This is a genomic window from Allobosea sp. CRIB-10 (genome assembly GCF_900112185.1).
GTDB lineage: Bacteria > Pseudomonadota > Alphaproteobacteria > Rhizobiales > Beijerinckiaceae > Allobosea.
Window position 1 is genome coordinate 55801 of sequence record NZ_FOKP01000004.1, and the last position, 24315, is coordinate 80115.

The following is a 24315-nucleotide window of genomic DNA, read 5'->3' on the forward strand; positions in this document are numbered from 1 at the left end:
CGGCTGCCGCTCACTTGGCAGCGACGGTGATGCCCTTTTCCTTGTAGAACCGTGCCGCGCCGGGGTGGAACGGCACGCCGACATCCTCCGCCATGATCTGCGGCGTCAGGCCGGCCATCGTCTTGCTGGTCGCCGCCAGCGCCGGGACATTGTCGGCGATCGCCTTGGTCATCGCATAGACCTGGTCCGCCGGCAGCTTGCAGGAGGCGACGACATGGGTGGCGTAGCCGATCACCTTCACGTCCTCGCCCTGCTTGGGATAGGTGCCCTTCGGCACCGTCACCAGCGTGTAGCCGGGGTTGAGCTTCCTCATCCCGTCGAGATCGGCCGAGAGGTCGAGCAGTCTGATGTCGCGGGCCGAGGCGAGGTCCATCACCGCGCCGGACGGGATCGCCGTGCCGAGCGAGAAGGCCTGGGCGTGGCCGTCCTTCACCTGCTCGACCGAGTCGGTATAGGACACGAACGAGACCTTGACGTCGCTATAGCTCATCCCGTGCACCTTCAGGAGCTGGCCGGTGATGAGCTCGCCCGTGTTGCCGCGCGGCTGGGTGGTGATCGCCTTGCCCTTCAGGTCCTTGACCGTCTTGATCCCTGAATCGGCCGGCACCAGCATCTGGAAATACTGCGGATAGAGCGAAGCGATGTTGCAGATGTTCTCGTGCTTCTTCGGGAACGGCGCATTGCCGGCGAGCCCGTCGACGGTCGAGATCGAATTGCCGAAGCCGACCTCGGCCTTGCCGTCCTCGATCGCCCGCACATTGGCGATGCCGGCGCCCGGCAGCGACTGCACGGAAAGGCCGGGAACCGCCTTCTCCCACATGTCCTTGAGCTGCCCGCCCAGCGGCACCCAGACGCCGCCCTGCGGCCCTGTCATCAGACGCATCTCGGCAGCGGCGGCGGGCGCGGACAGCGCCGTCGCGGCTGCGAGACACAAAGTTGCACTGCTCAGTCTCGTCATCGTTTTTCCTCCCTTTTGAAACGATTGAACCTCGCCGCCTCTTATGGACGGTCGGGCGAACGCCGGCGGAACCGGCGCGACAATCATCGGGTCAAAGCTAGCGACTGAGGGCTGGCTGGCAAGTGCGGATATGGAAGTGCTCGCCGGCAAGCCGCCCGCCGATGCCGGCTTCGCGGTAGAGTGGAATTGGTGCCGTCGGCTTAAACTTTTCGAAATGGCGGCCGATCCATAACCTCATCGCCTTTCGCCAACCGCCGCAAAGTCTTCCGTGACCCTGGACTACCATTCGCTGTTGACGGCTTTTGCTCTTTCCGGCTGTGGATTGGCGATCACCTTTTTCGTGAGCTGGCTCGTTTCCAGGACCGAGCGCTTCCTGATCGCCTGGACCCTCGGCGTTTCGTTCATGGCCCTCGGCGTGCTGATCTATGCCTGGTACGCCCAGACGATGGATCCGGCCCTCGGCGCGCTCGGATACACGATCCTGCTGAGCGGCCTCGCCTTCGTCTACGGCGCCGGCCGGGAATTTCGCACCGGCATTCTCCCCTGGCGCAGCATGGCCGTCATGGCCGTCGCGTCGTCGGCCGTCATGGCAGGCCCCATGCTCGCCGGCTACAACGGCGTCGCCATCGTGATGCTCAATATCGCGGCGACGGTCATCCTGCTGGTCACGGCCTGGGACTACTGGATCGGGCGCGCGGAAGCCCGGCTGACGATCACGCTCCTGACGGTCCTCTACGTCGTGACGGGATTATCCTTCGTGCCCTGCGCGGCCGTGCTGCTGCAAGCCGGCGAATGGCACCTGTCCGCGGCTCCGTCGAACTGGGCCGAAGATCTCAATATCGGCATATGCCTGACCACGCTCGCCGGCATCGGCGCCCTTTCGCTGGCGCTCAACCAGGTGCGGCTGGCGCGCGGGCACAAGCGCGACGCCGAAACCGATCCGCTGACCGGCCTGCTCAATCGGCGCGCGCTGCTCGGCCGGATCGCGAGCGAGATCGAAGGCCCTGCCGCACTCGTCATTTTCGACATGGATCACTTCAAGACGATCAACGATGTCCATGGCCATCCGGCCGGCGACGATGTGTTGCGAGCCTTCGGGGAGATTCTGGCGCTGTCCTGCCGATCGCAAGGTCTGGCGGCGCGGCTCGGCGGCGAGGAATTCGCGCTGCTGTTGCCGGGGGCCTCGCTGGTCACGGCGGCGATCCTGGCCGATGGCGTGCGCACGCGCCTTGCCAAGCGCCATTTCACCGGACATAGCGGCTCGTTCAGCAGCACCGTCAGCGCCGGCGTTTCCTGTTCCGGGGAAACCGCCATCGATTTCGACGCGCTGCTGCGCGATGCCGACAATGCACTCTATGCAGCCAAGCGGAACGGCCGCGACCGGGTCGCCGTCAGTTCGGACGATATGGAACTCCTGGCGGACACCCGGTCGATGCCGGACGGTCAGCGCGGTCCGATCGATCTCGTCAGGCTCAAGAGCGGCTGAAACACCGACCGAAAGTGGCTGCTGGGCCAGGCCCGACTGCGTCTTGTTTCCGATGCGCTTCGATGCTTGCCAGCGCCGAGATCGGCCTCATCGGCAGATATCGATGTTTGGACCGATATCTGGCACCACGGTCCTGCCATCACTTAAGGCAGCGCGAAACTCGATCCTGCCCGCGGAGCAATTGATCGACTTGGGAAGCATGAGGACAAAACCGATTTGCTGCCGCTCAAGATCAGGCCGCGCCCACGACCTGGCGAGCGCTGGCCGCCTGCGCTTTACGGGATCGAGAATGAGAACCTGGCCGTTCTGGATGGCAGCGACGTGAGCACCCAAAGTCGGCTTCTCGAGATCGACCACATAGCCGCGAACAATCGACGTCCCGTCCGTCATCCGCTCGACGGCGTCGATTTCGGCCCTCAGAGAGGGCGAGACGGAGGGTTTGGCGGTCAAGACAATCCGATGAGCCTGCTGCATCGCAGCCCGCTTCTCCCGGGCGACGAACTCGGACACGACCGCCACTCCACAAAACGCAGCGATGAACCCTATGGCGGCTAGTCGAGCTCGACGATCGGACGCTCGAGCTATCATGCGCCGCGACCAACGATGAATACCAAGATCGAGCTGCGCCAGGACGAGCGAAAGCGCGACAGACGCAGTGATCCCGCCCAGCCAAACCGCCAGCGCTGGCATGCCAGGCAGGAGGACGATCATGAGCAGCCACATCAACGGCATATGGCAGAGGTAGAGCATGTAGCTCGCATCGCCGAGGCGCTCGCCGATCCGCCCCAGTACCGACTCTGGAGCCGTTTTCGGGAGGCAGATCGCGGCGGTCACGGTCATCACGCCAAGGAGGATGATCTTGAGACCGAGTTCGCCGGGCAGAATGTAGCCGGCAGCCAGAATTGGGGGGATCGCGATCAATATTGGCCGAGCTGGCAAGAGCCGGCGCCGCGCAAGGTCAGCGAGGATAAAGCCCAGGATGAAGGGCAAATTGATCGCCTGGAGAGGAAGCTCGCTTGCGATCGGCAAGGAGTCGTTGCGACCGACGCCATTCGTCCAAATTGCTAGTGTGACAACGGCCAACCAAGCGGTTGCAAACCAAACAGCTTGCCGGCGCAGCCCCAGAAAGGACAAAGCGGCAAGAGCGACGTAATAGCTCATCTCGTAGATGAGGGACCACTCGACAGCCAGAAAGTAGTCCCGGGCGCCAACGGGCGCGAGCGTCAAGCTTAGAAAGTCGATACCGCGCGTATGCCCGGCGGCGAAGAACGCCGCCCAAAAGAGGGCCACCACCAGCAGCATCGGCGGATAGATCCTTGCGATGCGTGCGATCAGAAAGCGAGCGGGATCATCCCTCTGGATCAGTTCTCCCATCAGATAGCCTGACAGCGCAAAGAAGACCGAGACGCCGTAAGCGCCCCACTGGCCACTAAAGACCTCTAGAAAGCTGTTTGAGCCGGTCGAGCGCTCGACGATGACGGATGCGTGGAAGAACAGCACGGCAAACGCCGCAATCGCGCGGGTATATTGCAGGCGCACGTTCCGCGCGATGCTTGCGGTCACGACGGGAGAGGTCGTATCGCCGCTTACGGGGTAACGGGCAGTGAGGCTCATTCGCAATCTGATCGGTTCGCAATGAGACGACGATAGACCACGAGCGGGCGCCAGAGAAAGCATATTTGGGCGCAATTGCGATCGCGCCTGCAACGATCCGGCAGCTCATTCGCTTGGTTTCGGGGGACGGCGGACCATCCCGCCACCGCCGTTCCCATCGCATGACGGCATCGCAGATCGCCATGCCGCAGGCACCTGTCAAAACAGCCGAGCTGCCGAGCTCGAACGGCGACAGGTCGAAGACCCCCATTCAGCGGGCAAAGCCCGAACAAATCTTTCCCACTTTCGAGCCGGGTTACAGGAGTGGGAAAAATCACGCGAAAAGCGAAATAAGATCAATGGCGACGGGAGTAGATGGTGGGCCGGGCCGGACAAATCTGCGAACACGTATGTTATTGAAATTCCACGATAATGCTTTGGATATTTATATCATCTGCGCAGCGAACCGGTCGCGAGTTGCTGTTACGATCCGCGCTCCCGTGAAGGAGCGACTCTGCTTGGCGATGGGGGGTTCATCGGTGGTGCCGTTTCGATCCGCGCTCCCGTGAGGGAGCGACCCTCCATCGGGTTGCGATGGGACGGACTGTGAATTGTCTGGAGGCGTCGCGCCTCGCCCGCAACGGGCGGGACTGGCATCACCTGATCGACCTTTGCGCCCTCTCTGGCGCCCTCGTCATTGATCTCGACGGCGTCTACGATCCGCGCCACGTCAACGACCGTCTCCTGCTGGGATTGAAGGGCAGCATGTCGGAGTACGAGCTCAGCCTGATGCGCCAGCGTGGGCTCGCCGCCCGCGACGCCAAGGCCGGCCGGGGCGAGCTGCGCTTCACGCTTCCGCCGGGCTATTGCTGGAGCGAGGCGGGGCGCATCGAGATCGACCCGGACGAGCATGTTGCCGAGGCGATCCGCCTGGTGTTCGCCAAGTTCCGCGAGCTCGGCAGCGCCCGACAGGTGTTCCTATGGGCGCGTCAGATCGGCATGCGGCTCCCGGTGGTTCGGCGCAACCTGACGCTCTGCCGGATCGAGTGGCGGCCGCCGGCCTATCACAGCGTCGTGCAGATACTCCACAGTCCCATCTACGCCGGCGCCTACGCCTTCGGACGGCGGGGAAATCGCATGCAGGTGGTGGAGGGACGGGCCCGCAAGACCAGCGGCCACCGGCGCGAGCGGAAGACCTGGAACGTGCTGATCCGCGACCATCACGAGGGCTACCTGAGCTGGGCCGAGTTCGAGGAGAACCAGATCATGATCGGCGAGAACGCCCACATACAGAAGCGCGCCGAACGCAAAGCGGCACGCGGCGGCCGAGCTCTGCTCACGGGGCTCGCGCGATGCGGCGCGTGCGGGCGCATGATGCGGGTGTTCTACGGTTCGCGTCCGAGCCATGCCCACCGCTACCAGTGCCGGGGCGACGATGCTCATGTCGGGTCAGGCTTGTGCATCGGCATCGGCGGTGGCCGCGTCGGTCGCGCCATCGCGGCGGCGATCCTCGAGGCCGTGTCGGATCGTGCGGTCGAGGCGGCGCTGCTGGCTGCCGACATCGCGGCCCAGGCCGGCGCCGAGACGGGCCGCGTCATCGAGCGCGAGCTGGAGGCGGCGCGGTACGAGGTGGAAATCGCCGCTAGACGTCACGAACTGGTGGACCCGGCAAAGCGCCATGTGGCGCGCGAACTTGAGGCGCGCTGGAACACGGCGCTTGAGCGCGTGGTGGCGCTGGAGCAACGACTCGCCGAACGGAACCGCGCCGTCTATGCGGCGCCAGCGGTCGATCGGGACGCGCTTTTGGCCCTCGCCAGGGATCTGCCGACGGTGTGGAATGCGCCCGCGACGGACGCTCGCATCAAGCAGCGCCTGGTCCACGTGCTCGTGCGGGAGATCATCATTAGTCTGGACGAGGCCGCGAATGAGGCGGTGCTGGTGGTGCATTGGTCCGGCGGACGCCACACCGAGCTCAGGGCGGCGCGTGTTCGAACGGGACGCTATCAGCCCGAACGCACTGCAGATGCGGCGGCGGTGATGCGCAAGCTGGCCGGCCGCTGGCCTGATCGCGAGCTTGCCGTAACGTTGAACCGCATGCGCTGCCGTGCGCCCGACGGCGGCACCTGGACTACGGTGCGCGCCAGAGAGCTGCGCGAGCGGCTCGCCATCGCACCGTTCGACGTCGCGGCCGCCGCCACGACGATCAGCGTCGACGCCACCGCGCAGCGCTTGGGCATCTGCGTCCTCTCGGTGCATCGTCTGATCCGCGAAGGCATCCTTCCCGCGACGCAGATCATGCCGGCGGCACCATGGCAGGTGCCGGTCGAAGCACTCGCCACCGAGGCCGTGCAGATAGGCGTACGGGGGGTGATCGCCAGACGTCCAAAAAATATCGAGCTATTACAATGGACTGACCTGCCGCAGCTGCCCGGCTTCTAAAGGAGACGACGCACAATGAAACGAGATCGCCGCGGCGCCCTCGGAAACAGAACAGATGTCCGCTCAGCGGATCACGGCGAAGCACTTCCTGAACCTGGAGCGACAAGCCCGGAAAGCCACGGCGCATGTCCGTGTAACCCGTCGCAAGCCAGACCCGCACCCCCGGCGGAACCGGGATTATCGCAGCGTCTCCAGGCCGCGTACAATCCGAAGTAACGCATCGACATCAACGCTTCCGTCGACGATGACACGCCGCCCGTTCGCCGTCACGATCTCGATCCGGCTGCCATCCGCCATCGGCGGGCTGGTCGTCGCCGCAACCTCCGGCACGATCACAGCCGGAATAAATCCAGCGTTCGAAGCCGGACCAAGCCGCCCGGCCCGTGCGGCATCGCGCCAGTCGTTCAACTGCGAGCGCGTGATCGCGTACTTGCGGGCTGTCGCCGAGCCCAGTCGCCGACCCGAATAGCTCTCCTCAACGATCCGCAGCTTCGCTTCATCGCTAAAGCGCCGCCGACCGCCCCTCTCAACGATCTCAAGCCGACTGATCGGTGTGTCTGTATAGACGTCCATACAGACACATTCTCACCCCCAAGCATCAATCCTCAAGGCGGCCGAGCTCGTAGGGATACCCTGGTAGCCTGCGGCGTCGTATAGCAATCCGCCGAGCGCCGAGCGTGATGGCGTGATCTGTGTCATGACCTTCCGCGAGGGCATCGTCGGCGTCATCGCCAAATGGATCAAGAAGCCGCTCTAATCTGAACTTATGGCTGCGGGACCCGATGGTAGACCTTAGGATGATCAAACGCGGTCGGCGATGACCATATCTGAAGCCTTTTCCGCTATCATCATCGTGGCAGCGTTGGTGTTGGCTGACGGAATGTTCGGCATCACAGAGGCATCTGCAATCCGCAGCCCGGCGGTGCCGACAACCCTGAGCTGCGGATCGACGACGGCGAAGCGGTCGTGAACGGGGCCCATCCTGCAAGTCCCCGTAAGATGAAACACGGTCGAGCCGCGCTGCCGGGCGAAGTCGAGCAATTCGTCGTCACTCTGGGCCTGCACGCCGGGTAACTCCTCGCAGTCAAAATATGGCCTGAGCGCTTCCGTGGCGAGAAATCGCCTTGCCATGCGGATGCCGGCGACGAGCACGCGGCGGTCGATCTCGTGGTGCAGATAATTTGGCTGCACGATCGGCGCATCGGCGGGCCGAGGTGAGCGCAGCCTGACATGGCCCCGGCTCTCCGGCCGCTGCTGCCAGGCCCCGCAGGTCACGCCCGGAAAATCGTCGAGAACCCCGACCGAACCCTCGCGATAGCTCGCCGGCGTGAAGGTGAACTGGAGATCGCTGTCGTCGAGCAGCGGGTCCGACTTGCCGAAGACATAGGCGAGAGACGGGTTGAGCGCGAGCACGCTCGGCCGGCGCAGCAGCCAGCGCGCCACTTCCGCGAACAGGCGCGGTCCGCGCGCCCGGTCATTGATCGTGTCGATGCCGCGCACGCGCGCCACCATCCGGATCGCGAAATGGTCCTGGAGGTTCTCGCCGACACCCGGGAGCACATGCGTCACCGGGACCCCGAGTTCGTGGAGAAGCGGCGCCGGGCCGATGCCCGACAATTGCAGCAGACGGGGCGAATTGATGGCGCCGCCCGACAGGATCAACTCGCGCCTGACGGCGACGCTGCGCGTCTCCTGCCCGCCCTCGCCCTGGGCATAGACGAGACCCGTCGCCCTCCCGTCTTCCAGCACGATACGCAGCGCGCGGGCATGGGTGCGCACCGTCAGGTTGGCTCGTGCCCGGATCGGGCGCAGAAAGGCACGCGCCGAACTGACGCGCCGGCCATGCTCGATCAGGCGCTGATAAAAGCCGACACCTTCCTGGCGTCCGCTGTTGTAATCGGGATTGAGGGGAACGCCGAGCGCGGCCACCCCGGCGACGAACGCGTCGCAGAGGGGATGGCTCCAGTCGATATCCGTGACCGGGAGCTGTCCTGCCTGGCCACGGCCAGCCATGCCCACGCGCCGCTCGCTGCGGTTGAAATAGCCCAGGACGTCGTTATAGCCCCAGCCGGTATTGCCCTTCTGCGCCCAGGTGTCGAAGTCAGCCCTCTGCCCACGATTGTAGACATGACCGTTGATCGAGCTCGATCCGCCGAGCGTCTTGCCGGCCTTGACCGCGATCCTGCGTCCGGCCGTCGCTTCGGACGGCTCGGTCGGAAAATCCCAGGTCAGCCGGGGATTGGTGAGCGTCTTGATGAAGCCCGCCGGAATGTGGATGTAGGGATTTCGGTCGGGCGGCCCGGCCTCGAGAACGCAAACCGAATAACGACCGTCCTCGCTCAGGCGGTTCGCCAGCACGCAGCCGGCCGAACCTGCACCGACGATCACATAATCGAAGCTCTCGCTCGCATCGCGCATCGTGTCGCCGCTCGCCGCAATCAGCCGGGAGTCTTCACGTCCGGGCATTCGCTGCGCGACAGCTGCTTGGTGGCATCCTCGGCCGGGACGGTGGCGAGAACATTGTAGTAGTCCCACGGCCCCTTCGAGTCCGCCGGCTTCTTGACCTCCAGCAGATAGTAGTTCTGCATCACCTTCCCATCGGCCCGGATATGGCCGTTCTTGATCAGCGGGTCCTTGATCAGCATCTCGCGCATCGCGGCCGAAACCTTGGCGGCATCGGTGCCGCCGGCCTTCTCGACCGCTTTCAGATAGTGCGTCACCGCGCTGTAGACCCCCGCATGATACATGCCCGGCGCACGCCCGTTGTTGCGCTCCATGAAGCGACGCCCCCAGGCGCGCGTTTCATCGTCGAGGCCCCAGTAGAACGACTCGGTCAGCAACGTGCCCTGAGCCGCCGGCAGCCCGAGCGCATGAACATCGCTGATGAACAGGACGAGGGCGGCCATCTTGATGCCCGCAGTGTTCAGCCCGAACTCCCGTGCCTGGTTGATCGAGCGCACCGTATCGCCGGTGCCGTTCGCTAGGCCGACGACATTGGCGCCAGCTGACTGCGCCTGCAGCAGGTGGGAGGCGAAATCCTGGTTGTTCAGGGGATGCCGCGCGCTGCCGACGACCGTGCCGCCCGCCTCCTTCACCGCCGCGGTCGCGTCGCGCTCCAGCGCATGGCCGAAGGCGTAGTCCGCAGTGATGAAAAACCACTTGTTGCCGCCGGCCTTGACCAAGGCGCGGCCAGAGCTCGACGCCATGGTGTAGGTGTCCATGGCCCATTGGGTCGCATAGGGCGAGCAGGCCGTGCCGGTGAAATCGGAGGATGCGCCGGCCGTGTTGAGGAAGACCTTGCGCTTCTCCTTGGTGAGAGCCTGGATGCCGAGCCCGACCGAGGAGACGGGCACGTCCACGATCGCATCGACACCTTCGGTGTCCAGCCAGGCACGCGCGATCGAGAGGCCGATATCGGGCTTGGCCTGATGGTCGGCGGTGACGAGCTCGATGGGCTGTCCGAGTGCCTTCCCGCCGAAATCCTCGACGGCCATGCGGGCAGCGACGACCGAGCCTGGCCCGGTGATGTCGGCATAGACGCCGCCCATGTCGCTGAGGACGCCGATCTTGACCTTGCCGTCCGCCGCCAGCGCTGCGCCTGGCAAGGCTGCACCAGGCACGGCCGCCAGCACAAGGCAGGCCGAAACAAATGAGGCTTTCATCGTCGTTCCCTCTCGCGTCCACCCAGGATCGACGGAGAATGCCAAGCCACCCCGTCGTTATGTTTCGAATAAATAGGCGTCAACGTCTCCGAGCTGTCAAGCCGATTGACTGGGGCTGCCCATTTTATTCGGCTTTTATGTCGGAGGAGCGCCAGGCACCCGCCGGCGGGCGTTGGTCGCTAAGCGCCGCGAGCCACGACGACCTTCGCGACCGACGGATGACGCGCGAGCCGTGCCGCGATGACATCGCGCCCGATGCCCTGCGGCGCCGCGACGACAAGCCTAATATCTGCCGAGGAATCGGGGCGGCTGGTGGCCTGCAGTTCGGTCAATGTCCAGCCGAAGCGCTGTGCATCGACCAGCAGCCGGACCAGGCCATCATAGGCGTCATGCACCGAGATCGAGAGTTCGACGCGGTCGGTCGACGGCAGCATCATCTCAGCATGTCCTTTTTGATCGCCGGCACCTCAACGCCGCATTTGACGGGCGTAGCAATCGCCACGCGACGAGCCAGCAACGCTGGGGCGCCAGCTTCATAGTATATATTCGAATAATATAACTTGGCGTCCCCCGATCAAGCGGAAGGCAGGCGCAGACCTGCAAACGAGATGCGGCCGGGACGCGCCGTTCAGGGGATCAGGATGGTCGAACCCGTGGTTTCTCGCGCCTCCAGCGCCCTGTGCGCTTCCGCGGCGTCCGTCAACGGCAAGCGCAACCCGATATCAACAGCCAGAACGCCGTCGGCGAGAGCCTCAAAGGTCTCGGACGCCAGCCTGTGCCGCCTCGTGGCGTCCCGCAAATAGTGGAACACGATCGGCCGCGACAGCGCGTTCGACTTCGCCGCGAGTTGCGAGACCTCGAAGGGAGGCACGGGTCCGGAGGACTGGCCGAAGTTCACGAGTCGGCCGAAATCGGCCAAAGCGGCCAGCGAGATCTGGAAACTGTCCCGGCCGACGGAATCATAGGCTACCGACACGCCACGCCCGCGGGTGATCTCGTTGATCCGCGTCGCCAGCCCTGCATCCTGGCTGGTCAGGACATGATGAGCGCCGCAGGCCAGCGCGATCGCTTCCTTGCGGGCATCGCCGACGGTCGCGATCACTGTCGCGCCGAGATGCCGCGCCCAGCGGCAGAGCAATTGGCCGACTCCGCCCGCCGCCGCGTGAATGAGCACGGTGTCGCCTGCTGCAACAGGGTATTCGTAGCGCAGCAGCATGCAGGCGGTGAGACCCTTCAGGATTCCGGCCGCGGCGATCTCGTCGCTCACGCCGGCAGGCAGCCTGAGGGCCAGCGAACTCGGCAGGTTCCGGGCCGAGGCATAGGCGCCGTAGCTGCCCGTGACGTAGCAGATGCGGTCGCCTTCCGCAAAGTCCGCGACACCCGGCCCGACGGCCTCAATCACGCCGCTCGCCTCGATGCCCGGAATGCCCGGCAGCGGCAGGGTGCGGTAAAGACCCGATCGCACATAGACGTCGTGGAAATTGACGCCGACTGCGGTGTGCCGGACGCGCAGTTCGCCGGGGCCAGGGTCGGCCAGCGCGACCTCCTCACAGCGCAGCCGTTCCGGGCCACCAAATTCGCGCAGGACAATTGCCGTAGCCATGGTTCGCAGCCTGCAATTTGTGAGGAAATTTCGTCGGCACCGAGACGCGGCCCGGAACCGTCATTCGCCTCAACCTGTAATCTTTATGCCGGTGCGGCGGGAGATTTCGCGGAACCTCGCGTTTTCCGCAACGACGATCTCGCGCGTGCTCTCGGGCGTGTTGACACCGCTCCAGGGCTCCATGCCCGCCTTCAGGAAGCGCTCGCGGGTGACCGGCTGGGTCATCGAGGCGGCGCTGGCCTTGTTCAACCTGGCCAGCACGTCGCGCGGCAGGCCGGCGGGCGCATGGATAAGGTAGTAGATGTTCAGCTCCATCTCCTTCAATCCGAGCTCGGTGAAGGTCGGAATGTCGGGAAACTGCGGGAAGCGCTTGGGGCTGGTTACCGCGAGCGCCCGCAGTGCGCCGCCCTCGAGCAGACCCGTCGCCGAACCGAGCGACGCCACTCCCCAGGCGGTCTCGCCGGTCGATACGCTGAGCACGGCCGGCGCACCGCCACGATAGGGCACATGACGCGACTGGTTGCTGGAGCCAACGACATTGCGCAGCAACTCGCAGCCGATATGCGGGATCGAGCCGGCACCGGAACTGGAATAGTTCAGATCGACCGATTTGGGCGAGCGCAGAACCTCCAGCGCCTCGGCGACCGTTTTCGCGGGGAAATTCGGGCTGACGATGAAAACCATCGGCGCGGTACAGACCGTCGCGACCCAATCGAAATCCTTGACGGGGTCGTACTTGATCCCGGTCTCGTGCATCGCCGGCCAGATCGCGAAGGACGACGATTCCGAGAGGAGCATGCTGTAGCCGTCCGGCTGCTGGCGCGTCAGCCAGGCCGCCGCCACAGTGCCGCTCGCGCCCGGCCTGTTCTCGACGACGATGCGCTGACCGCCCAGATCGGGCGTCATGCCCTCGACCATCAGCCGGGCCGCGACATCGGTCGAGCCACCCGGCGGATAGCCGTTCGACATGATCGGCGAGCGCGTCGGGAAACCCTGCGCAAGGGCATCGCCTGCCGAAAAAGCAAAGGCTGTCAGTCCGAGAACGCATTCGCGACGATTCATCAGGTCCCTCCCGAGAAAGGGTCGGCTGTTTGCCAACCTCGTTTTATAAGTTCGAATGATATAGAGCATGCCCTCCACGTCAACCCGTCCGGGCGCAAGCCTGCAGGCTCCGCCCGGACGGCGCCGCGCGTCTTCAGCCGCCGTGCTTGATCGCGATCATCTTCATCGAGGCAAAGCCGTACAGCGCCTCGAAGCCCTTCTCGCGGCCATGGCCGGACGCCTTGACGCCGCCGAAGGGCATCTCGACCCCGCCACCTGCACCGTAGTTGTTGATGAAGACCTGGCCGGACTTGATCCGCTTCGCCAGCCGAAGCCCGCGTCCCATATCGGCAGTCCAGACACCCGCCGCCAGGCCGTAGGGCGTACCGTTTGCGATCGCGACCGCATCGTCCTCATTCTTGATGCGGATCGCGACGAGGACCGGCCCGAAGATCTCCTCCTGCGCCAGCCGGTGCTCCGGAGGCACATCGCCGATCAGGGTCGGCCGGACGAAGAAGCCGTTATTGTCCGTCCGCGCGGCGATCTCCGTCTCGGCGAGGATGCTGAGCCCATCCTTGCGCGCGAGCGCGATATAGGCTTCGACACGCTCCTTCTGCTTGGCATTGACCAGCGGGCCGAGGTCGAGGTCGTCGGCACCCGCGCCGACACGCAGTTCACGGAAGCGCTTCGCCAGGTCCGCGGTGAAGCTGTCATAGATGCTGTCCTCGATAAGGACGCGCGAGCCGGCGCTGCAGGTCTGGCCCGCGTTCTGGGTGATCGCCTTGACGATGGCGGTCGCCGCATCAACGAGCGCCGCGTCCGCGAAGACGATCTGTGGGGACTTGCCGCCGAGTTCCAGCGTGACCGGAATGGTGTTGCGGGCGGCTGCGGCCTGGACCAGCATACCGACCTCGCGCGAGCCGGTGAAGCTGATATGCGAGATGCCGGGATGGGCGGCAAGCGCGGCGCCCGCCTCCTCTCCCAGGCCGGTCACGACGTTGAAAGAGCCCTGCGGAAAACCGGCTTCCTCCGCCAGCTTCGCCAGGGCGATCGCCGTCAGCGGCGTATCCTCGGCCGGCTTGAGGACGATCGCATTGCCCATCGCCAGCGCCGGCGCGACCGAGCGCCCCATCATCTGCAGCGGATAGTTCCACGGCACGATATGGGCGGTGACGCCATGCGGCTCGTAGATCGTCATGACGAGGTGGTCGTTGAGCGAGGGAATTGTCTCGCCATGCACCTTGTCGGCCGCGCCGGCATAATATTCGAAGTAGCGCGCGCAGGAGGTGACATCGCTGCGGGCCTGGCTGACCGGCTTGCCAACATCGTCGCTCTCCAGCCGCGCCAGCGCCTCGGCATCGCGGGTGATGAGTTGCGAAAGCCGCAACAGCAGGCGCCCGCGCGCGGTCGCGTTCAGCTTGCCCCACTCTCCGTCCAGCGCAGCCTGCGCCGCGCTTACCGCTGCATCGACCTCGGCGGCACCCGAGCGCGGAATTTCGGCGAGCTTGCGTCCGTCCGATGGACTGATCACGTCGATCATGCGCGCCGCCGATGTCCAGGCGCCGCCGATATAGTTGCTGTGCATGTTCATCCTGGTGTCCTCGTCCTGCGCCGTCTGAAAAGTCCGTGGCTTGCTATCGTTCGCCTTAGGCGGCCTGATCCATCGCCCTGCGAAAGGTCTTGGGCAGGCCGGCGCGGCTGATGCCTCCCGAGAAGCGCTCACCCGGCAGCCAGCCCTCGACCCTCCCGCGCAAAGCGATGAGAGCCGTGATGTCGACCCCGGTATCGAAACCCAACGCCTCGAGCATGAAGGCGGTGTCCTCGGTGTTGATGTTGCCCGTCGCACCCGGCGCGAACGGGCAGCCACCCAAGCCGCCCAGCGACGCATCGAAGCGGCGCACGCCGGCGTCCAGCGCGGCGGTGACATTGGCGAGGCCGAGGCCGCGCGTGTCATGGAAGTGAGCGGCGAGCGGCAATGTGCCGAGCGCGGCGGCGAGGCCATCGAACATTCGCCTGACCTGCCGGGGACTGCCATAGCCCACGGTATCGGCCGCCATGATCTCGTCGGCCCCATCGCGGGCCAGACTCTCGGCGATCTCGATCACCCGCTGTTCCGACACCTCGCCCTGAAGGGTGCAGCCAAAGGCGGTCGCGATGCCGCAGCCGAGAACGACCTGCCCGTCGAGCCCGCGTGCCTTGCGATCCGCCACGATCAGCCGGAACTCCGCCAGCGCCGCATCGGTGCTCCGGCGCGCATTGGCAAGGCTGTGCGCCTCGCTGGCCGAGACGACATAATTGACCTTGCGCAGGCCGGCATCGAAGGCGCGCGCCGCGCCCTTCAGATTGACGACGAGCGCCGAGATGGTCGTCCCCATCGGCTTCAACAGACCGGCGGCAACCTCAGCGGCATCGGCGAACTGGGGGATGATATGCGGTGGCACGAAGGAGGTCGCCTCGATCTCGGGCAGCCCGGCTGCCGCGGCCGTGCGGGCGAAATCCAGCTTGTCCTGCGTCGAGACGATGGTCTTCACCATCTGGAGCCCGTCGCGCAGGCCAACCTCGCGGAGAATGACCGGCTCGGCCATCGCGCTCACTTGCCCTGGAAGCGCGGAGCGCGCTTCTCGTTGAAGGCCAGCACGCCCTCGTGACGATCCTGGCTCGGCACCATCCGCGCATAGGCTTCGATCTCGAAGGCGAGCCCGTCGCGCAGCGACATCTGTAGCCCGCGATGGATCGAGAGCTTGGCCTGCCGGGTCGCGATCGGCGCATTGCCCGCGATCACTGCTGCCGTGGCCCGCGCCTCGACCAGCAGATCCGCCAGAGGCAGCACGCGGTTGACCAGCCCCCAGGTCTCGGCCTGAACGGCGCTGAAAGGCCGCCCGGTCAGAATCAGCTCCTTGGCCCGCCGCTCGCCCATCGCCCTCGGCAGCGTCTGGGTTCCGCCGCCGCCGGGCATGATGCCCAGCGTCACCTCCGTCTGCGCGAAGCGCGCATGGTCGGCGGCATAGAGGAAATCACAACAGACGGCGATCTCGCAGCCGCCGCCATAGGCCGCTCCGTTGACCGCGCCGATGATCGGCACCGGGCAATCCAGCAAAGCGCGCACCATGCGCTCGAACACCGCATGCTGGCGCTGCCATTGCTCGTCGGTCATGCCGCGCCGCTCCTTGAGGTCGCCGCCGGCGCAGAACGCCTTTTCGCCTTCGCCGGTCAGGACGATGCAGCGCAGATCCACCGGATCGAGCGCGATCGCCTCGAAGACTTCGACGAGATCGCGCCCCATCTGCGTGTTCAGCGCATTCATCACGCCGGGGCGGGCCAGCGTGACTTCCAGGATATGCGGCTCGGCGCGGGACAACCGCAGCGTTTCGAGATCCTGTGCGTGTATGCCTTGGGCGGTCATGCGTGAGCGATCCTTGTCCTGCGATCCGCGAAAGCGGTCAGCCCTGCGCCACGCCGTCGCGTAGCCGCATGAGCCAGCCCTCGATATTGGCGTGGCTTGCTAGGTTCTTTCCCTCATCGAACAGCGCCGCAGTCACCTGAGAATCCAGCTCCGGACACGCCCGTTGCAGGCAATCGACCCATTTCGCCTTGAGCTGCGGCGGCGTCAGCGGGTCCTGCTGCGAACCGGGCGAGGCGATGATCGTCCGCGACAGCGTCCCGCCCTGGCGCGGCGTCAGCGTCACCGTGACCGGCGCGCTGCCGAGATCGCTGCCCGTCTGCGCCTCGCCAGCCGCTTCCACCACGACGACGTCGCGCAGGCGCGCCTGGATATCCGGACGCAGGACCGCCGCATCCGCGAAGCTCTTGAGATCGATACGGCCATCGGCGAGGCTGGCGGCCACCGCATAGGGCGCGCTGAACAGGGCGTTGAGGCCATTCCTCGGGAAGGGATGGATCAAGGGCTTCGTGCCGCCCGCCGGCATGTCGACGCGCATGCTCTTGACGGAGGCCAGGTCGAGCCCGGTCTCATGCCGCAGGCAAAGCGTCGCCTCGATCATCTTGTGGAGCATGTAGCAGCAGGGATAGCGCTTCTGCTCGAAACCCGGCTCGACGATGGCGAAAGGCTGGCCGAGAACGAGACCGGCCGGCCAGCGATCGGTCTCGCCGCCGGAGAAGGCGCTGAGGAAGCCTTCGTCCTCGAACGGTTCGGCCGAGCCCTCGACCCCCGCCGCTGCAAGCCGCGCCGCCTTCAGCCCATTGGCAGCGGCGATGCCGACATGCAGCGACTTCACCATCGAGCCGAAATTCTTGCGCAGCCCCGAGGACAGGCTCGCAGCGATTGCGAGCGCATGCCGCGTGCGAGCCTCGTCGAGCCGCATCAGGCGGGCGCAGGCCGCCGCGGCGCCGACCGCGCCCAGTGTCGCCGTGGCATGGAAGCCGAGCGCATAATGCCGGAAGCCCATCGCCTGGCCGAGCCGGATCAGCACCTCGGTGCCGATGGCGAAGGCCTCCAGCAGGACGGCGCCGGACACGCCCTCCCGTGGGGCCGCCGCGAGCAGGGCCGAGAGCACCGGCGCGCTGGGATGGCACACCGTGAGCATGCTGACATCGTCATAGTCGAGCATATGGCTCGACATGCCCAAAAGCAGCGCCGCGTCATCCGAGCGATAGCCGGCTTGCGTCCAGAAAGACGGCACCGCCGTGGGCCGGGGATCGGGATCGAGCGAGGCCTTCAGCGCGCGCGCGCCGGGCTCGACACCGCCGGCGATGGTGACGGCAAGCGTGTCGAGCACGGCGCGGCTCGCCTGGGCAAGCACGGCCTCGTCCGCCCGTGCCGACATGACGAACCGCATGATCTCCTGCATCGCCGAGGAATGGATCGGCGCATCGGCCTGCTTGGTGAGTGGCATGGACATCGCAATCCCTCCGAGGAGTCTGGAATTTTGATCAATAGGAACGCGGCATCCCGAGCGCGTGCTGGGCGACCTGCGCCAGGATGAGGTTGTTGGAGATCGGCGCCGTGCGGAACAGCCGGGCCTCCTTCCATTTGCGCTCGACATGATACTCGTTGGCGACGCCATAGCCGCCGAAGGTGGTCATGCAGGCCTCGCCGGCCTCCCAGCTCGCCTCGGTGGCGAGATACTTGGCCATGCTCGTCTCGGTTCCGCAGGGCTTGCCCTGGTCGAACAGGGCCGCGGCGCGGTTGCGCATCAGTTCGGCCGCCTCAAGATTCATATGCGCCTTGGCGATCGGAAACTGAATGCCCTGGTTCTGGCCGATCGGCCTGTCGAAGACGCGGCGCTCGCTGGCATAGCGCGAGGCCTGATCGACGAACCATTTGCCGTCACCGAGCGCCTCGCTGGAGACCAGAAGCCGCTCGGAATTCAGCGAGTCGAGCAGATAATGGAAGCCCTTGCCCTCCTCGCCGACCCGGTCCTCGTCGCTCACTTCGAGATTGTCGATGAAGACCTCGTTGGTGTGGTGGTTCATCATCGTGCGGATCGGCTTGCCCTTGAGCGAGGCGCCGGCCTTGGCGATGTCGACGAGGAAGAGGCTGAGGCCCTCGGTTTTCTTCACGACCTCCTCGATCGGCGTCGTGCGCGCGATCAGCAGATACATGTGCGACTGGAAATAGCGCGAGGTCCAGATCTTCTGGCCGTTGATCACATAGCCGCCCGGAACCTTGCGCGCGAAGGTCTTGATCTTCAGCGTGTTCGAACCGGCATCGGGCTCGGTGACGCCGAAGGCCTGAAGCCGCACGCTGCCATCGGCGATGCCCGGCAGATATTTCTGCTTCTGCTGCGCGCTGCCATGTGCGAGCAGCGAGCCCATCGTGTACATCTGGGCATGACAGGCCGCGCCATTGCCGCCGGAGCGATTGATCTCCTCGAGGATGACGCAGCCTTCCATCACGCCCAGGCCGGAGCCGCCATAGGCTTCCGGGATCAGGGCAGCGAGCCAGCCGGCATCGGTCATCGCCTGGACGAAGGCCTCGGGATAAGCGCCCGCTTCGTCGCAGCCGAGCCAATAGCCCGGGCCGAATTCGCCGCACAGCTTGCGAACCGCCTCGCGGATCTCCTGCTGGGTGTCGGTGTAGTCGAAGTCCATGACTCGTCTGATCCCTATCGCCTGTTCAGCCGATGATTCCGCTTTCGCGAAGATGCGCGACCTGTTTGGCCTCGACACCGAGTTCCGCCAGGATGTCGGCGGTATCCGCGCCGAGACGCGGTGGCGCGCTCATCGCGCCACCGCGTCTGCCGTCGAGCTTGAGCGGCAAGGCCACCACCTGGTGATCCGGAGCATTCTCGATCGGCATGCCGGCGATCATGCCGGACGCTTCCACCTGCTCGTTCTCCAGCATCTGCGAGACGTCGTGCATCTCGCTGCAGGGCGCACCGCTGCGGCGCGAACGTGCGACGATCTCCTTGGTTGGAAGCGTCGAGGTCAGCGCCGTGATCGCGCCGCGCAGCGCCTCGCGATTGGCGACCCGCAAAGGATTGGTCAGGAAGCGCGGATCATCCGCCAGCGCCGCCTGCCCAAGCCCCTCGCAGACGCGGCGAAACAGCCCGTCATTGCCGGCGGCGATGAAGACATGGCCATCGGCCGAATGGAACAGCTCGTAGGGCGCGGTCATCGCCATCGCCGAGCCGAGCTTGCGCGGCAGCTTGCCCGTGGCGAGATAGCTCGCGACGAAGACAGTCATCCAATTCACCCCGGTATCGAGCAGGCTCGCCTCGACCGAGAGCCCCTGCCCGGTGCGCCCCCGCTCGATGATGCCCGCGAAGATGCCGAGCGCCGCCCACATGCCAGTGCCAATGTCGATCAGCGAAACCCCGACCCTGACGGGATCGTCCCCCTCGCTGCCGGTGACGCTCATGACGCCGGTAAAGGCCTGCATCAGCGGATCGTAGCCGGGCAGGTTCTTCAACGGCCCGGATTGCCCGAAGGCGCTGATCGCGCAGTAGATCAGGCGCGGATTGACGGCCTTCAGATCCTCGACGCCGAAGCCACGCGCCTCGGCACTGCCCGGCTTCATCGAATGAATGAAGATGTCGGCGCTCGCAGCCAGATCCTTGAGCAGCGCCACGCCGTCTGGCCTGTCGAGATCGATGCAGACGCTGCGCTTGTTGCGATTCAGCGCAACGAAGGTGGAGGACTGCCCGCCGATTTCGGGCGGGCGCCAGTCGCGCGTGTCATCACCACGCCCCGGTCGCTCGACCTTGATCACTTCGGCGCCGAAATCGCCGAGCACCTGTGTGCAGAACGGTCCAGCGACGTTCTGCGTCAGATCGATCACCCGCAATCCGGACAAGACGGTTTCGATCATGGGTCTTCCTGTCGTGGCCGCCTAGCGCTAGCCTCGCACGGGGAGGCTCCATTCATTCGACGAATAAGATCGCGCGGCGCAGAGATCAAGTGAACAATCGCATGATTGTCATTATAGTCGAATGAATATGGAACGGCGCCTTCCGCGCATGCCCCCCCATGGCGGACGCGACGGGGCCATCGGCGCAAATGCGCAATATGTCTGCTTGCCCCGCTTTGCTTTTCGTCCCCAGCCGCCTAGCATCGCGCTTTGGGGCAGCAAATCATTCGTCGTTATGGATCAACAGCAGCATTCGGGTTCACGGCACGCCGCGCTTGCGGCGGCATTGACGGAGGAGATCGGCCGCGCCGTTTATCCTCTCGGCTCCCGCTTCCCGAGCGAGCATGACCTGCAGGAACGCTTCGGCGTCGGGCGACACACGATCCGCGAGGCGCTCAAGGCGCTGACCGAGCAGGGCCTGCTCGGCCGGCGGCGCAAGACCGGGACCGTGGTGCTCTCGCACCGCCCGGTGTCGCATTACGTGCACAGCATGCGCGACATCCGCAGCCTGTTCGATTTCGCGCAGAGCACGACGCTCGATATCCGGCATGAGGGCTTCGTCTCGATGTCCGGCCAGAACGCCGAGGAATACGCGCAATTGCCCGACAAACGCTGGTTCAGGGTCGCGGGCCTGCGCTCGACCCGCCATGACGGCGCGGCGCTGTGCTGGTCGGAGGTAGCCGTCCCCGAGCGCTTCGCGCCCGACCGGGACGACGTTCATCGCGGCGACCGCGCCGTCTATCAGATCGTCCTCCAGCAATTCGGACTGAAGCTGGATCATGTCGAGCAGGCGATCACGGCCGCGACGCTTTCCCCCAAGCTCGCGACCTTGCTGAACGCACAGCCCAACAGCGCCGCGCTCGTGGTGAAGCGGCGCTATGTCGCCCACCCCAACACGATCTTCGAAATCTCTCACAACATCTATCCGGCCGACCGATATTCGATGCACAGCATCATCCGGCAACGGGCCTGACCGCCTTCAGGCGGAGCGGCGATCCTGGAGGATCATGTCCGCCGCCTTCTCGCCGATCATGATCGTCGGCGCATTTGTGTTCCCCGTCGTCAGGCAGGGCATGATCGAAGCGTCCGCGACCCGCAGGCCCTCGATGCCGTGCAGCCTCAGTTGCGGATCGACCACCGCCATCGCGTCGATGCCCATGCGGCATGTGCCGACAGGATGATAGATCGAGGAGCCCTCGCGGCGGGCGAAGCTCTCGATGTCCTCATCGCTGACCATGTCGCGACCTGGCCTCAGCTCGGAGACGTAATAGGGGGCGAGCGCCGGGGCGGAGAGGATCCTGCGGGCATGGCGCAGGCCGGCGCAGGTGACCCTCACATCCTCGGGGTCAGTAAGATAGCCGTAGCGAATTGTCGGTGCCACACCCGCATCGGGCGACGCGATCATGACCGAGCCGCGGCTCGCCGGGCGAGCGGCGCAGATCGCGACGGTCATGCCCGGCTCCCGTTCCAGCGCCAGCGCCTTCCCGAAGACGTAGCTCGCGGGGGTGAAGGAGAGCTGGATGTCGGGACTCTGCAAGCCTTCGCGACTGTGGCAGAACACCATCGCGCTGGTGACGCCGAAGGTCAGCGCGCCCCGTCCGGTCAGCGCGAACCTAGCCGCCTCGCGCATTAGCCGCCAGCCATGCGCCAACTCGTTGATCGTTGTCAGGCCCCGCAAACGGCAGACGATGCGCACCGCGAAGTGATCCGCCAAATTGGCGCCGACGCCCGGCAGGTCGAGCACGGGTTCAACGCCGAAAGAGCGCAGATGCGCTGCCGGGCCGACACCCGATATCTGGAGGATCTGTGGAGAGCCGATGGCGCCCGCCGACAGGATGACCTCGCCGCGCGCGCGGACCACGCCGGGCTGACCATGCAGGCGGTACCGCAGCCCGGTGCATCGGCTGTTCTCGATGACCAGGCCCTCGACCAACGCGCCGGTCAGGATCGTGACGTTGCGACGAGCCTCGGGCCGGGCGAGGAAGGTTCGGTAGGTCGAGCCGCGAAGCCGTCCGCGACGCGACATCTGCGCATGGCTCACTCCGTCCTGGCAGGCCCCGTTGACGTCGTCGTTGAAGGCAAAGCCCGCCTCCTGCGCCGCGGTGACGAAGCAATGGGTGAGCGGCAGGACGGTGCGATAGGGCTCGACCGGCATCGGCCCGCCTTGGCCGCGAAAGGCCGACCCTCCGCCGGTGCGGCAGGTCTCGGAGCGCTTGAACAGCGGCAGCACGTCGTCATAGCTCCAGCCCTGGCAACCGGCCTGCGCCCAGGCATCGTAATCCGCCGGATTCCCGCGGACATATAGCATGCCGTTGATCGAGCTGCTGCCGCCGAGCACCTTGCCGCGCGGCGTGTGGATCCGCCGATCGTTCGTGCCGGGCTCCGGCTCGGAGGCATACATCCAGTTATGCTTCGGATTATAGAGCTGATGCCCCACGCCGGCGGGAATCTGGATCATCGGATCGCGGTCGCCGCCGCCGGCTTCGAGCAGAAGCACGCTCGCGCCAGCCTCCGACAGCCGCGCGGCGATCACGCAGCCGGCCGAGCCCGCGCCGACCACGACATAATCCGCTTCCATGCGTCCGCCCTGCTGATTTCTTCTCGTTCTTTCGGCAGAATTGTTCAGGCGGGCAGGTCCCTGTCAAGCGCGGGGCGGCCCGCTGCAACACTATGAGTCGGTAGAAACCATCGAGCCGGGGAACGGCCTCGATGATTAATTCGACCTTTATGTGAAATTCCTTGCTTACGCCCCTGGCGCTTTGCTACGGATCAGACGCTTCCCCGTCGCCAACGGATGACCGGGAGGCAGGGACAAACAATTCAACCGCGCCAGGACGCGCGGAAACAAGCCCGCTAGAACGGGTGCGAACGGCGAGGAGACGCGATCATGACGATGACCATATCCGCCACCAATCCCGCGAGACCGCTGGGGAAGGCGCTTTTTGCACTGTCACTCTCCGCCGCCGTATTGATAGGCGGATCGAGCTGGGGACAGACCAAGGAGACGTTCAAGATCGGCATGCTCAATGAATGTCGGGCATTGTCGCGGACCTTTCCGGCCCCGGGACCCTGACGAGCATAAGGATGGCGATCGAGGATTTCGGCGGCAAGGTCCTCGACCGGCCGATCGAACTGGTCAGCGCCGACCATCTCAACAAGCCCGATATCGGCATCGGCCTCGCGCGCAAATGGTACGATGAAGACGTGCACGCGATCTTCGACATCGGCATCACCAGCGTCGCCATCGGCGTCCAGAACCTCGCCAAGGAGAAGAACAAGGTTGCGGTCTTCATCTCTTCGTCAAGTTCGGACCTGACGGGCAAGTATTGCGGTCCCAATGGGATCCACTGGCATCACAACAATTTCAGCCAAGCCTTTGGCGTGGTGAAGGCTGCCATCGATGCCGGCGGCAAGGACTTCTTCTTCATGACGGTGGACTATGCGTTCGGTCACAACATCCAGCGCGACACCACTGCGATGATCGAGGCCAACGGCGGCAAGGTCCTCGGCGCGACGCCCCACCCGTTCGACCGGACGGACTACTCGTCGGACCTGCTCAAGGCGCAAAGCTCCCGCGCCAAGGTCATCGCGCTGGCGACGACGAGCGTCCATGTCCCCAGCATCGTCAAGCAGGCCGACGAGTTCGGCATTCGCCCGGCGCAGATCGTCGCGCCACTCAGCATGACGCTCCACGATGTGAAGTCGATTGGACTCCAATCGGCGCAGGGCCTGATGGAGACGACGAGCTATTATTGGGACCAGAACGACGAGACGAGGACCTTCGCAAAGCGCTTTCAAGAGCGGTTCAAGAAAATGCCGAACATGAACCACGCGGCCGCCTATGGCGCGGTGATGCACTATCTCAAAGCCGTCCAGGCAAGCGGCACGGGCGACGGCAATATCGTCATGGCGAAGATGAAGGAAACGCCGATCAACGACTTTATGACCAAGAACGGCCGCATCCGTCCAGATGGCCAGGTTATGCGCGACCAGTATCTCTTGCAGGTCAAGACCCCCGTCGAATCCAAAAGCGAGTGGGATCTTTACAAGGTGCTCGCGACGGTGCCCGCTGAAGTGGCCTTTCAGAAGGCGGATCCGGCGGCTTGCTCATATGCCAAGTGATCACAGACATCCTGCGAACAAAAACGTCGGCGTTCGCTGCTGTGGCAGCGGGCGTCGCCTTCGGCGACGGCGTAGATGCCCCCATCCCGAGACCCCTGGGCC

General features: G+C 65.2%; 20 protein-coding genes and 1 pseudogene. 4 read left to right on the plus strand and 17 right to left on the minus strand.

Annotation, left to right across the window (positions count from 1 at the left end):
* Window positions 1-10 precede the first annotated feature (10 nt).
* Complete coding sequence (locus tag BMZ69_RS07240; protein WP_092155910.1) at window positions 11-958, minus strand: TAXI family TRAP transporter solute-binding subunit; 948 nt, start codon at window positions 956-958, stop codon at window positions 11-13.
* Between the two features lie 340 nt (window positions 959-1298).
* On the opposite strand from BMZ69_RS07240, the gene BMZ69_RS07245 reads away from it, so the two are divergent.
* Window positions 1299-2444 carry a GGDEF domain-containing protein gene (locus BMZ69_RS07245; protein ID WP_139218991.1) on the plus strand — a complete coding sequence of 382 codons (1146 nt, stop codon included), beginning with the start codon at window positions 1299-1301 and terminating at the stop codon, window positions 2442-2444.
* 87 nt (window positions 2445-2531) lie between these two features.
* Here BMZ69_RS07245 and BMZ69_RS07250 read toward each other — a convergent pair whose 3' ends face one another.
* Complete coding sequence (locus BMZ69_RS07250; protein ID WP_175506700.1) at window positions 2532-4058, minus strand: acyltransferase family protein; 1527 nt, start codon at window positions 4056-4058, stop codon at window positions 2532-2534.
* A 573-nt stretch (window positions 4059-4631) separates the two neighbouring features.
* Here BMZ69_RS07250 and BMZ69_RS07255 point away from each other — a divergent pair.
* Window positions 4632-6476 (plus strand): recombinase family protein, encoded by a 1845-nt coding sequence (locus tag BMZ69_RS07255; protein WP_210188002.1) that lies wholly within the window; start codon window positions 4632-4634, stop codon window positions 6474-6476.
* A 25-nt stretch (window positions 6477-6501) separates the two neighbouring features.
* On the opposite strand, the pseudogene tnpB reads toward BMZ69_RS07255, so the two are convergent.
* From tnpB to BMZ69_RS07320, 13 genes and pseudogenes are all read right to left on the minus strand, one after another.
* Window positions 6502-6636: pseudogene (gene tnpB / locus BMZ69_RS31875) on the minus strand (IS66 family insertion sequence element accessory protein TnpB); the annotation flags it as partial.
* 17 nt (window positions 6637-6653) lie between these two features.
* On the minus strand, window positions 6654-7049 hold the full coding sequence (locus tag BMZ69_RS07265; protein ID WP_092155914.1) for an IS66-like element accessory protein TnpA: 396 nt from the start codon (window positions 7047-7049) through the stop codon (window positions 6654-6656).
* Between the two features lie 228 nt (window positions 7050-7277).
* On the minus strand, window positions 7278-8894 hold the full coding sequence (locus tag BMZ69_RS07270) for a GMC family oxidoreductase (protein ID WP_092156136.1): 1617 nt from the start codon (window positions 8892-8894) through the stop codon (window positions 7278-7280).
* Between the two features lie 20 nt (window positions 8895-8914).
* Complete coding sequence (locus BMZ69_RS07275; protein ID WP_092155915.1) at window positions 8915-10138, minus strand: ABC transporter substrate-binding protein; 1224 nt, start codon at window positions 10136-10138, stop codon at window positions 8915-8917.
* 179 nt (window positions 10139-10317) lie between these two features.
* Window positions 10318-10575: a hypothetical protein gene (locus tag BMZ69_RS07280; protein WP_092155916.1), complete on the minus strand. Its 258-nt coding sequence runs from the start codon at window positions 10573-10575 to the stop codon at window positions 10318-10320.
* A gap of 191 nt (window positions 10576-10766) precedes the next feature.
* Window positions 10767-11741, minus strand: a complete 975-nt coding sequence (locus tag BMZ69_RS07285) for a quinone oxidoreductase family protein (RefSeq protein ID WP_175506701.1) — start codon at window positions 11739-11741, stop codon at window positions 10767-10769.
* A 69-nt stretch (window positions 11742-11810) separates the two neighbouring features.
* Entirely contained in the window at window positions 11811-12803 is a 993-nt protein-coding gene (locus BMZ69_RS07290; protein ID WP_175506702.1) for a Bug family tripartite tricarboxylate transporter substrate binding protein, read from the minus strand.
* A gap of 133 nt (window positions 12804-12936) precedes the next feature.
* A complete protein-coding gene (locus tag BMZ69_RS07295) occupies window positions 12937-14373 on the minus strand; it encodes an aldehyde dehydrogenase family protein (protein ID WP_092155919.1) in 1437 nt (478 codons plus the stop codon).
* A 55-nt stretch (window positions 14374-14428) separates the two neighbouring features.
* Window positions 14429-15367 (minus strand): hydroxymethylglutaryl-CoA lyase, encoded by a 939-nt coding sequence (locus tag BMZ69_RS07300; RefSeq protein ID WP_092155920.1) that lies wholly within the window; start codon window positions 15365-15367, stop codon window positions 14429-14431.
* Window positions 15368-15372: 5 nt separating this feature from the next.
* Window positions 15373-16185, minus strand: coding sequence for an enoyl-CoA hydratase/isomerase family protein (locus tag BMZ69_RS07305; RefSeq protein WP_092155921.1), 813 nt, complete (start codon window positions 16183-16185; stop codon window positions 15373-15375).
* A 37-nt stretch (window positions 16186-16222) separates the two neighbouring features.
* Entirely contained in the window at window positions 16223-17641 is a 1419-nt protein-coding gene (locus tag BMZ69_RS07310; RefSeq protein WP_175506703.1) for an MmgE/PrpD family protein, read from the minus strand.
* Between the two features lie 31 nt (window positions 17642-17672).
* Window positions 17673-18833 (minus strand): acyl-CoA dehydrogenase family protein, encoded by a 1161-nt coding sequence (locus tag BMZ69_RS07315; RefSeq protein ID WP_092155923.1) that lies wholly within the window; start codon window positions 18831-18833, stop codon window positions 17673-17675.
* A 25-nt stretch (window positions 18834-18858) separates the two neighbouring features.
* A complete protein-coding gene (locus BMZ69_RS07320; protein WP_092155924.1) occupies window positions 18859-20052 on the minus strand; it encodes a CaiB/BaiF CoA transferase family protein in 1194 nt (397 codons plus the stop codon).
* 325 nt (window positions 20053-20377) lie between these two features.
* On the opposite strand from BMZ69_RS07320, the gene BMZ69_RS07325 reads away from it, so the two are divergent.
* Window positions 20378-21064, plus strand: a complete 687-nt coding sequence (locus BMZ69_RS07325) for a GntR family transcriptional regulator (protein ID WP_175506704.1) — start codon at window positions 20378-20380, stop codon at window positions 21062-21064.
* Window positions 21065-21070: 6 nt separating this feature from the next.
* Here BMZ69_RS07325 and BMZ69_RS07330 read toward each other — a convergent pair whose 3' ends face one another.
* Together BMZ69_RS07330 and BMZ69_RS32055 are read right to left on the minus strand one after the other, a co-directional pair.
* Window positions 21071-22669 (minus strand): GMC family oxidoreductase, encoded by a 1599-nt coding sequence (locus BMZ69_RS07330; RefSeq protein WP_092155926.1) that lies wholly within the window; start codon window positions 22667-22669, stop codon window positions 21071-21073.
* A 275-nt stretch (window positions 22670-22944) separates the two neighbouring features.
* Window positions 22945-23301, minus strand: coding sequence for a hypothetical protein (locus BMZ69_RS32055; RefSeq protein WP_244543281.1), 357 nt, complete (start codon window positions 23299-23301; stop codon window positions 22945-22947).
* Here BMZ69_RS32055 and BMZ69_RS07335 point away from each other — a divergent pair.
* A complete protein-coding gene (locus BMZ69_RS07335; protein WP_244543275.1) occupies window positions 23182-24213 on the plus strand; it encodes an ABC transporter substrate-binding protein in 1032 nt (343 codons plus the stop codon). The genes BMZ69_RS32055 and BMZ69_RS07335 overlap by 120 nt on opposite strands.
* The last annotated feature ends 102 nt before the right edge of the window (window positions 24214-24315 follow it).

What these genes read in the sequence shown, in the direction of transcription:
- BMZ69_RS07240 (WP_092155910.1), bottom strand. Translation starts at nt 958, where the DNA reads ATGACGAGACTGAGCAGTGCAACTTTGTGTCTCGCAGCCGCGACGGCG.
- BMZ69_RS07250 (WP_175506700.1), bottom strand. Translation starts at nt 4,058, where the DNA reads ATGAGCCTCACTGCCCGTTACCCCGTAAGCGGCGATACGACCTCTCCC.
- BMZ69_RS07255 (WP_210188002.1), top strand. Translation starts at nt 4,632, where the DNA reads ATGGGACGGACTGTGAATTGTCTGGAGGCGTCGCGCCTCGCCCGCAAC.
- BMZ69_RS07265 (WP_092155914.1), bottom strand. Translation starts at nt 7,049, where the DNA reads ATGGACGTCTATACAGACACACCGATCAGTCGGCTTGAGATCGTTGAG.
- BMZ69_RS07270 (WP_092156136.1), bottom strand. Translation starts at nt 8,894, where the DNA reads ATGCGCGATGCGAGCGAGAGCTTCGATTATGTGATCGTCGGTGCAGGT.
- BMZ69_RS07275 (WP_092155915.1), bottom strand. Translation starts at nt 10,138, where the DNA reads ATGAAAGCCTCATTTGTTTCGGCCTGCCTTGTGCTGGCGGCCGTGCCT.
- BMZ69_RS07280 (WP_092155916.1), bottom strand. Translation starts at nt 10,575, where the DNA reads ATGATGCTGCCGTCGACCGACCGCGTCGAACTCTCGATCTCGGTGCAT.
- BMZ69_RS07285 (WP_175506701.1), bottom strand. Translation starts at nt 11,741, where the DNA reads ATGGCTACGGCAATTGTCCTGCGCGAATTTGGTGGCCCGGAACGGCTG.
- BMZ69_RS07290 (WP_175506702.1), bottom strand. Translation starts at nt 12,803, where the DNA reads ATGAATCGTCGCGAATGCGTTCTCGGACTGACAGCCTTTGCTTTTTCG.
- BMZ69_RS07295 (WP_092155919.1), bottom strand. Translation starts at nt 14,373, where the DNA reads ATGAACATGCACAGCAACTATATCGGCGGCGCCTGGACATCGGCGGCG.
- BMZ69_RS07300 (WP_092155920.1), bottom strand. Translation starts at nt 15,367, where the DNA reads ATGGCCGAGCCGGTCATTCTCCGCGAGGTTGGCCTGCGCGACGGGCTC.
- BMZ69_RS07305 (WP_092155921.1), bottom strand. Translation starts at nt 16,185, where the DNA reads ATGACCGCCCAAGGCATACACGCACAGGATCTCGAAACGCTGCGGTTG.
- BMZ69_RS07310 (WP_175506703.1), bottom strand. Translation starts at nt 17,641, where the DNA reads ATGTCCATGCCACTCACCAAGCAGGCCGATGCGCCGATCCATTCCTCG.
- BMZ69_RS07315 (WP_092155923.1), bottom strand. Translation starts at nt 18,833, where the DNA reads ATGGACTTCGACTACACCGACACCCAGCAGGAGATCCGCGAGGCGGTT.
- BMZ69_RS07320 (WP_092155924.1), bottom strand. Translation starts at nt 20,052, where the DNA reads ATGATCGAAACCGTCTTGTCCGGATTGCGGGTGATCGATCTGACGCAG.
- BMZ69_RS07330 (WP_092155926.1), bottom strand. Translation starts at nt 22,669, where the DNA reads ATGGAAGCGGATTATGTCGTGGTCGGCGCGGGCTCGGCCGGCTGCGTG.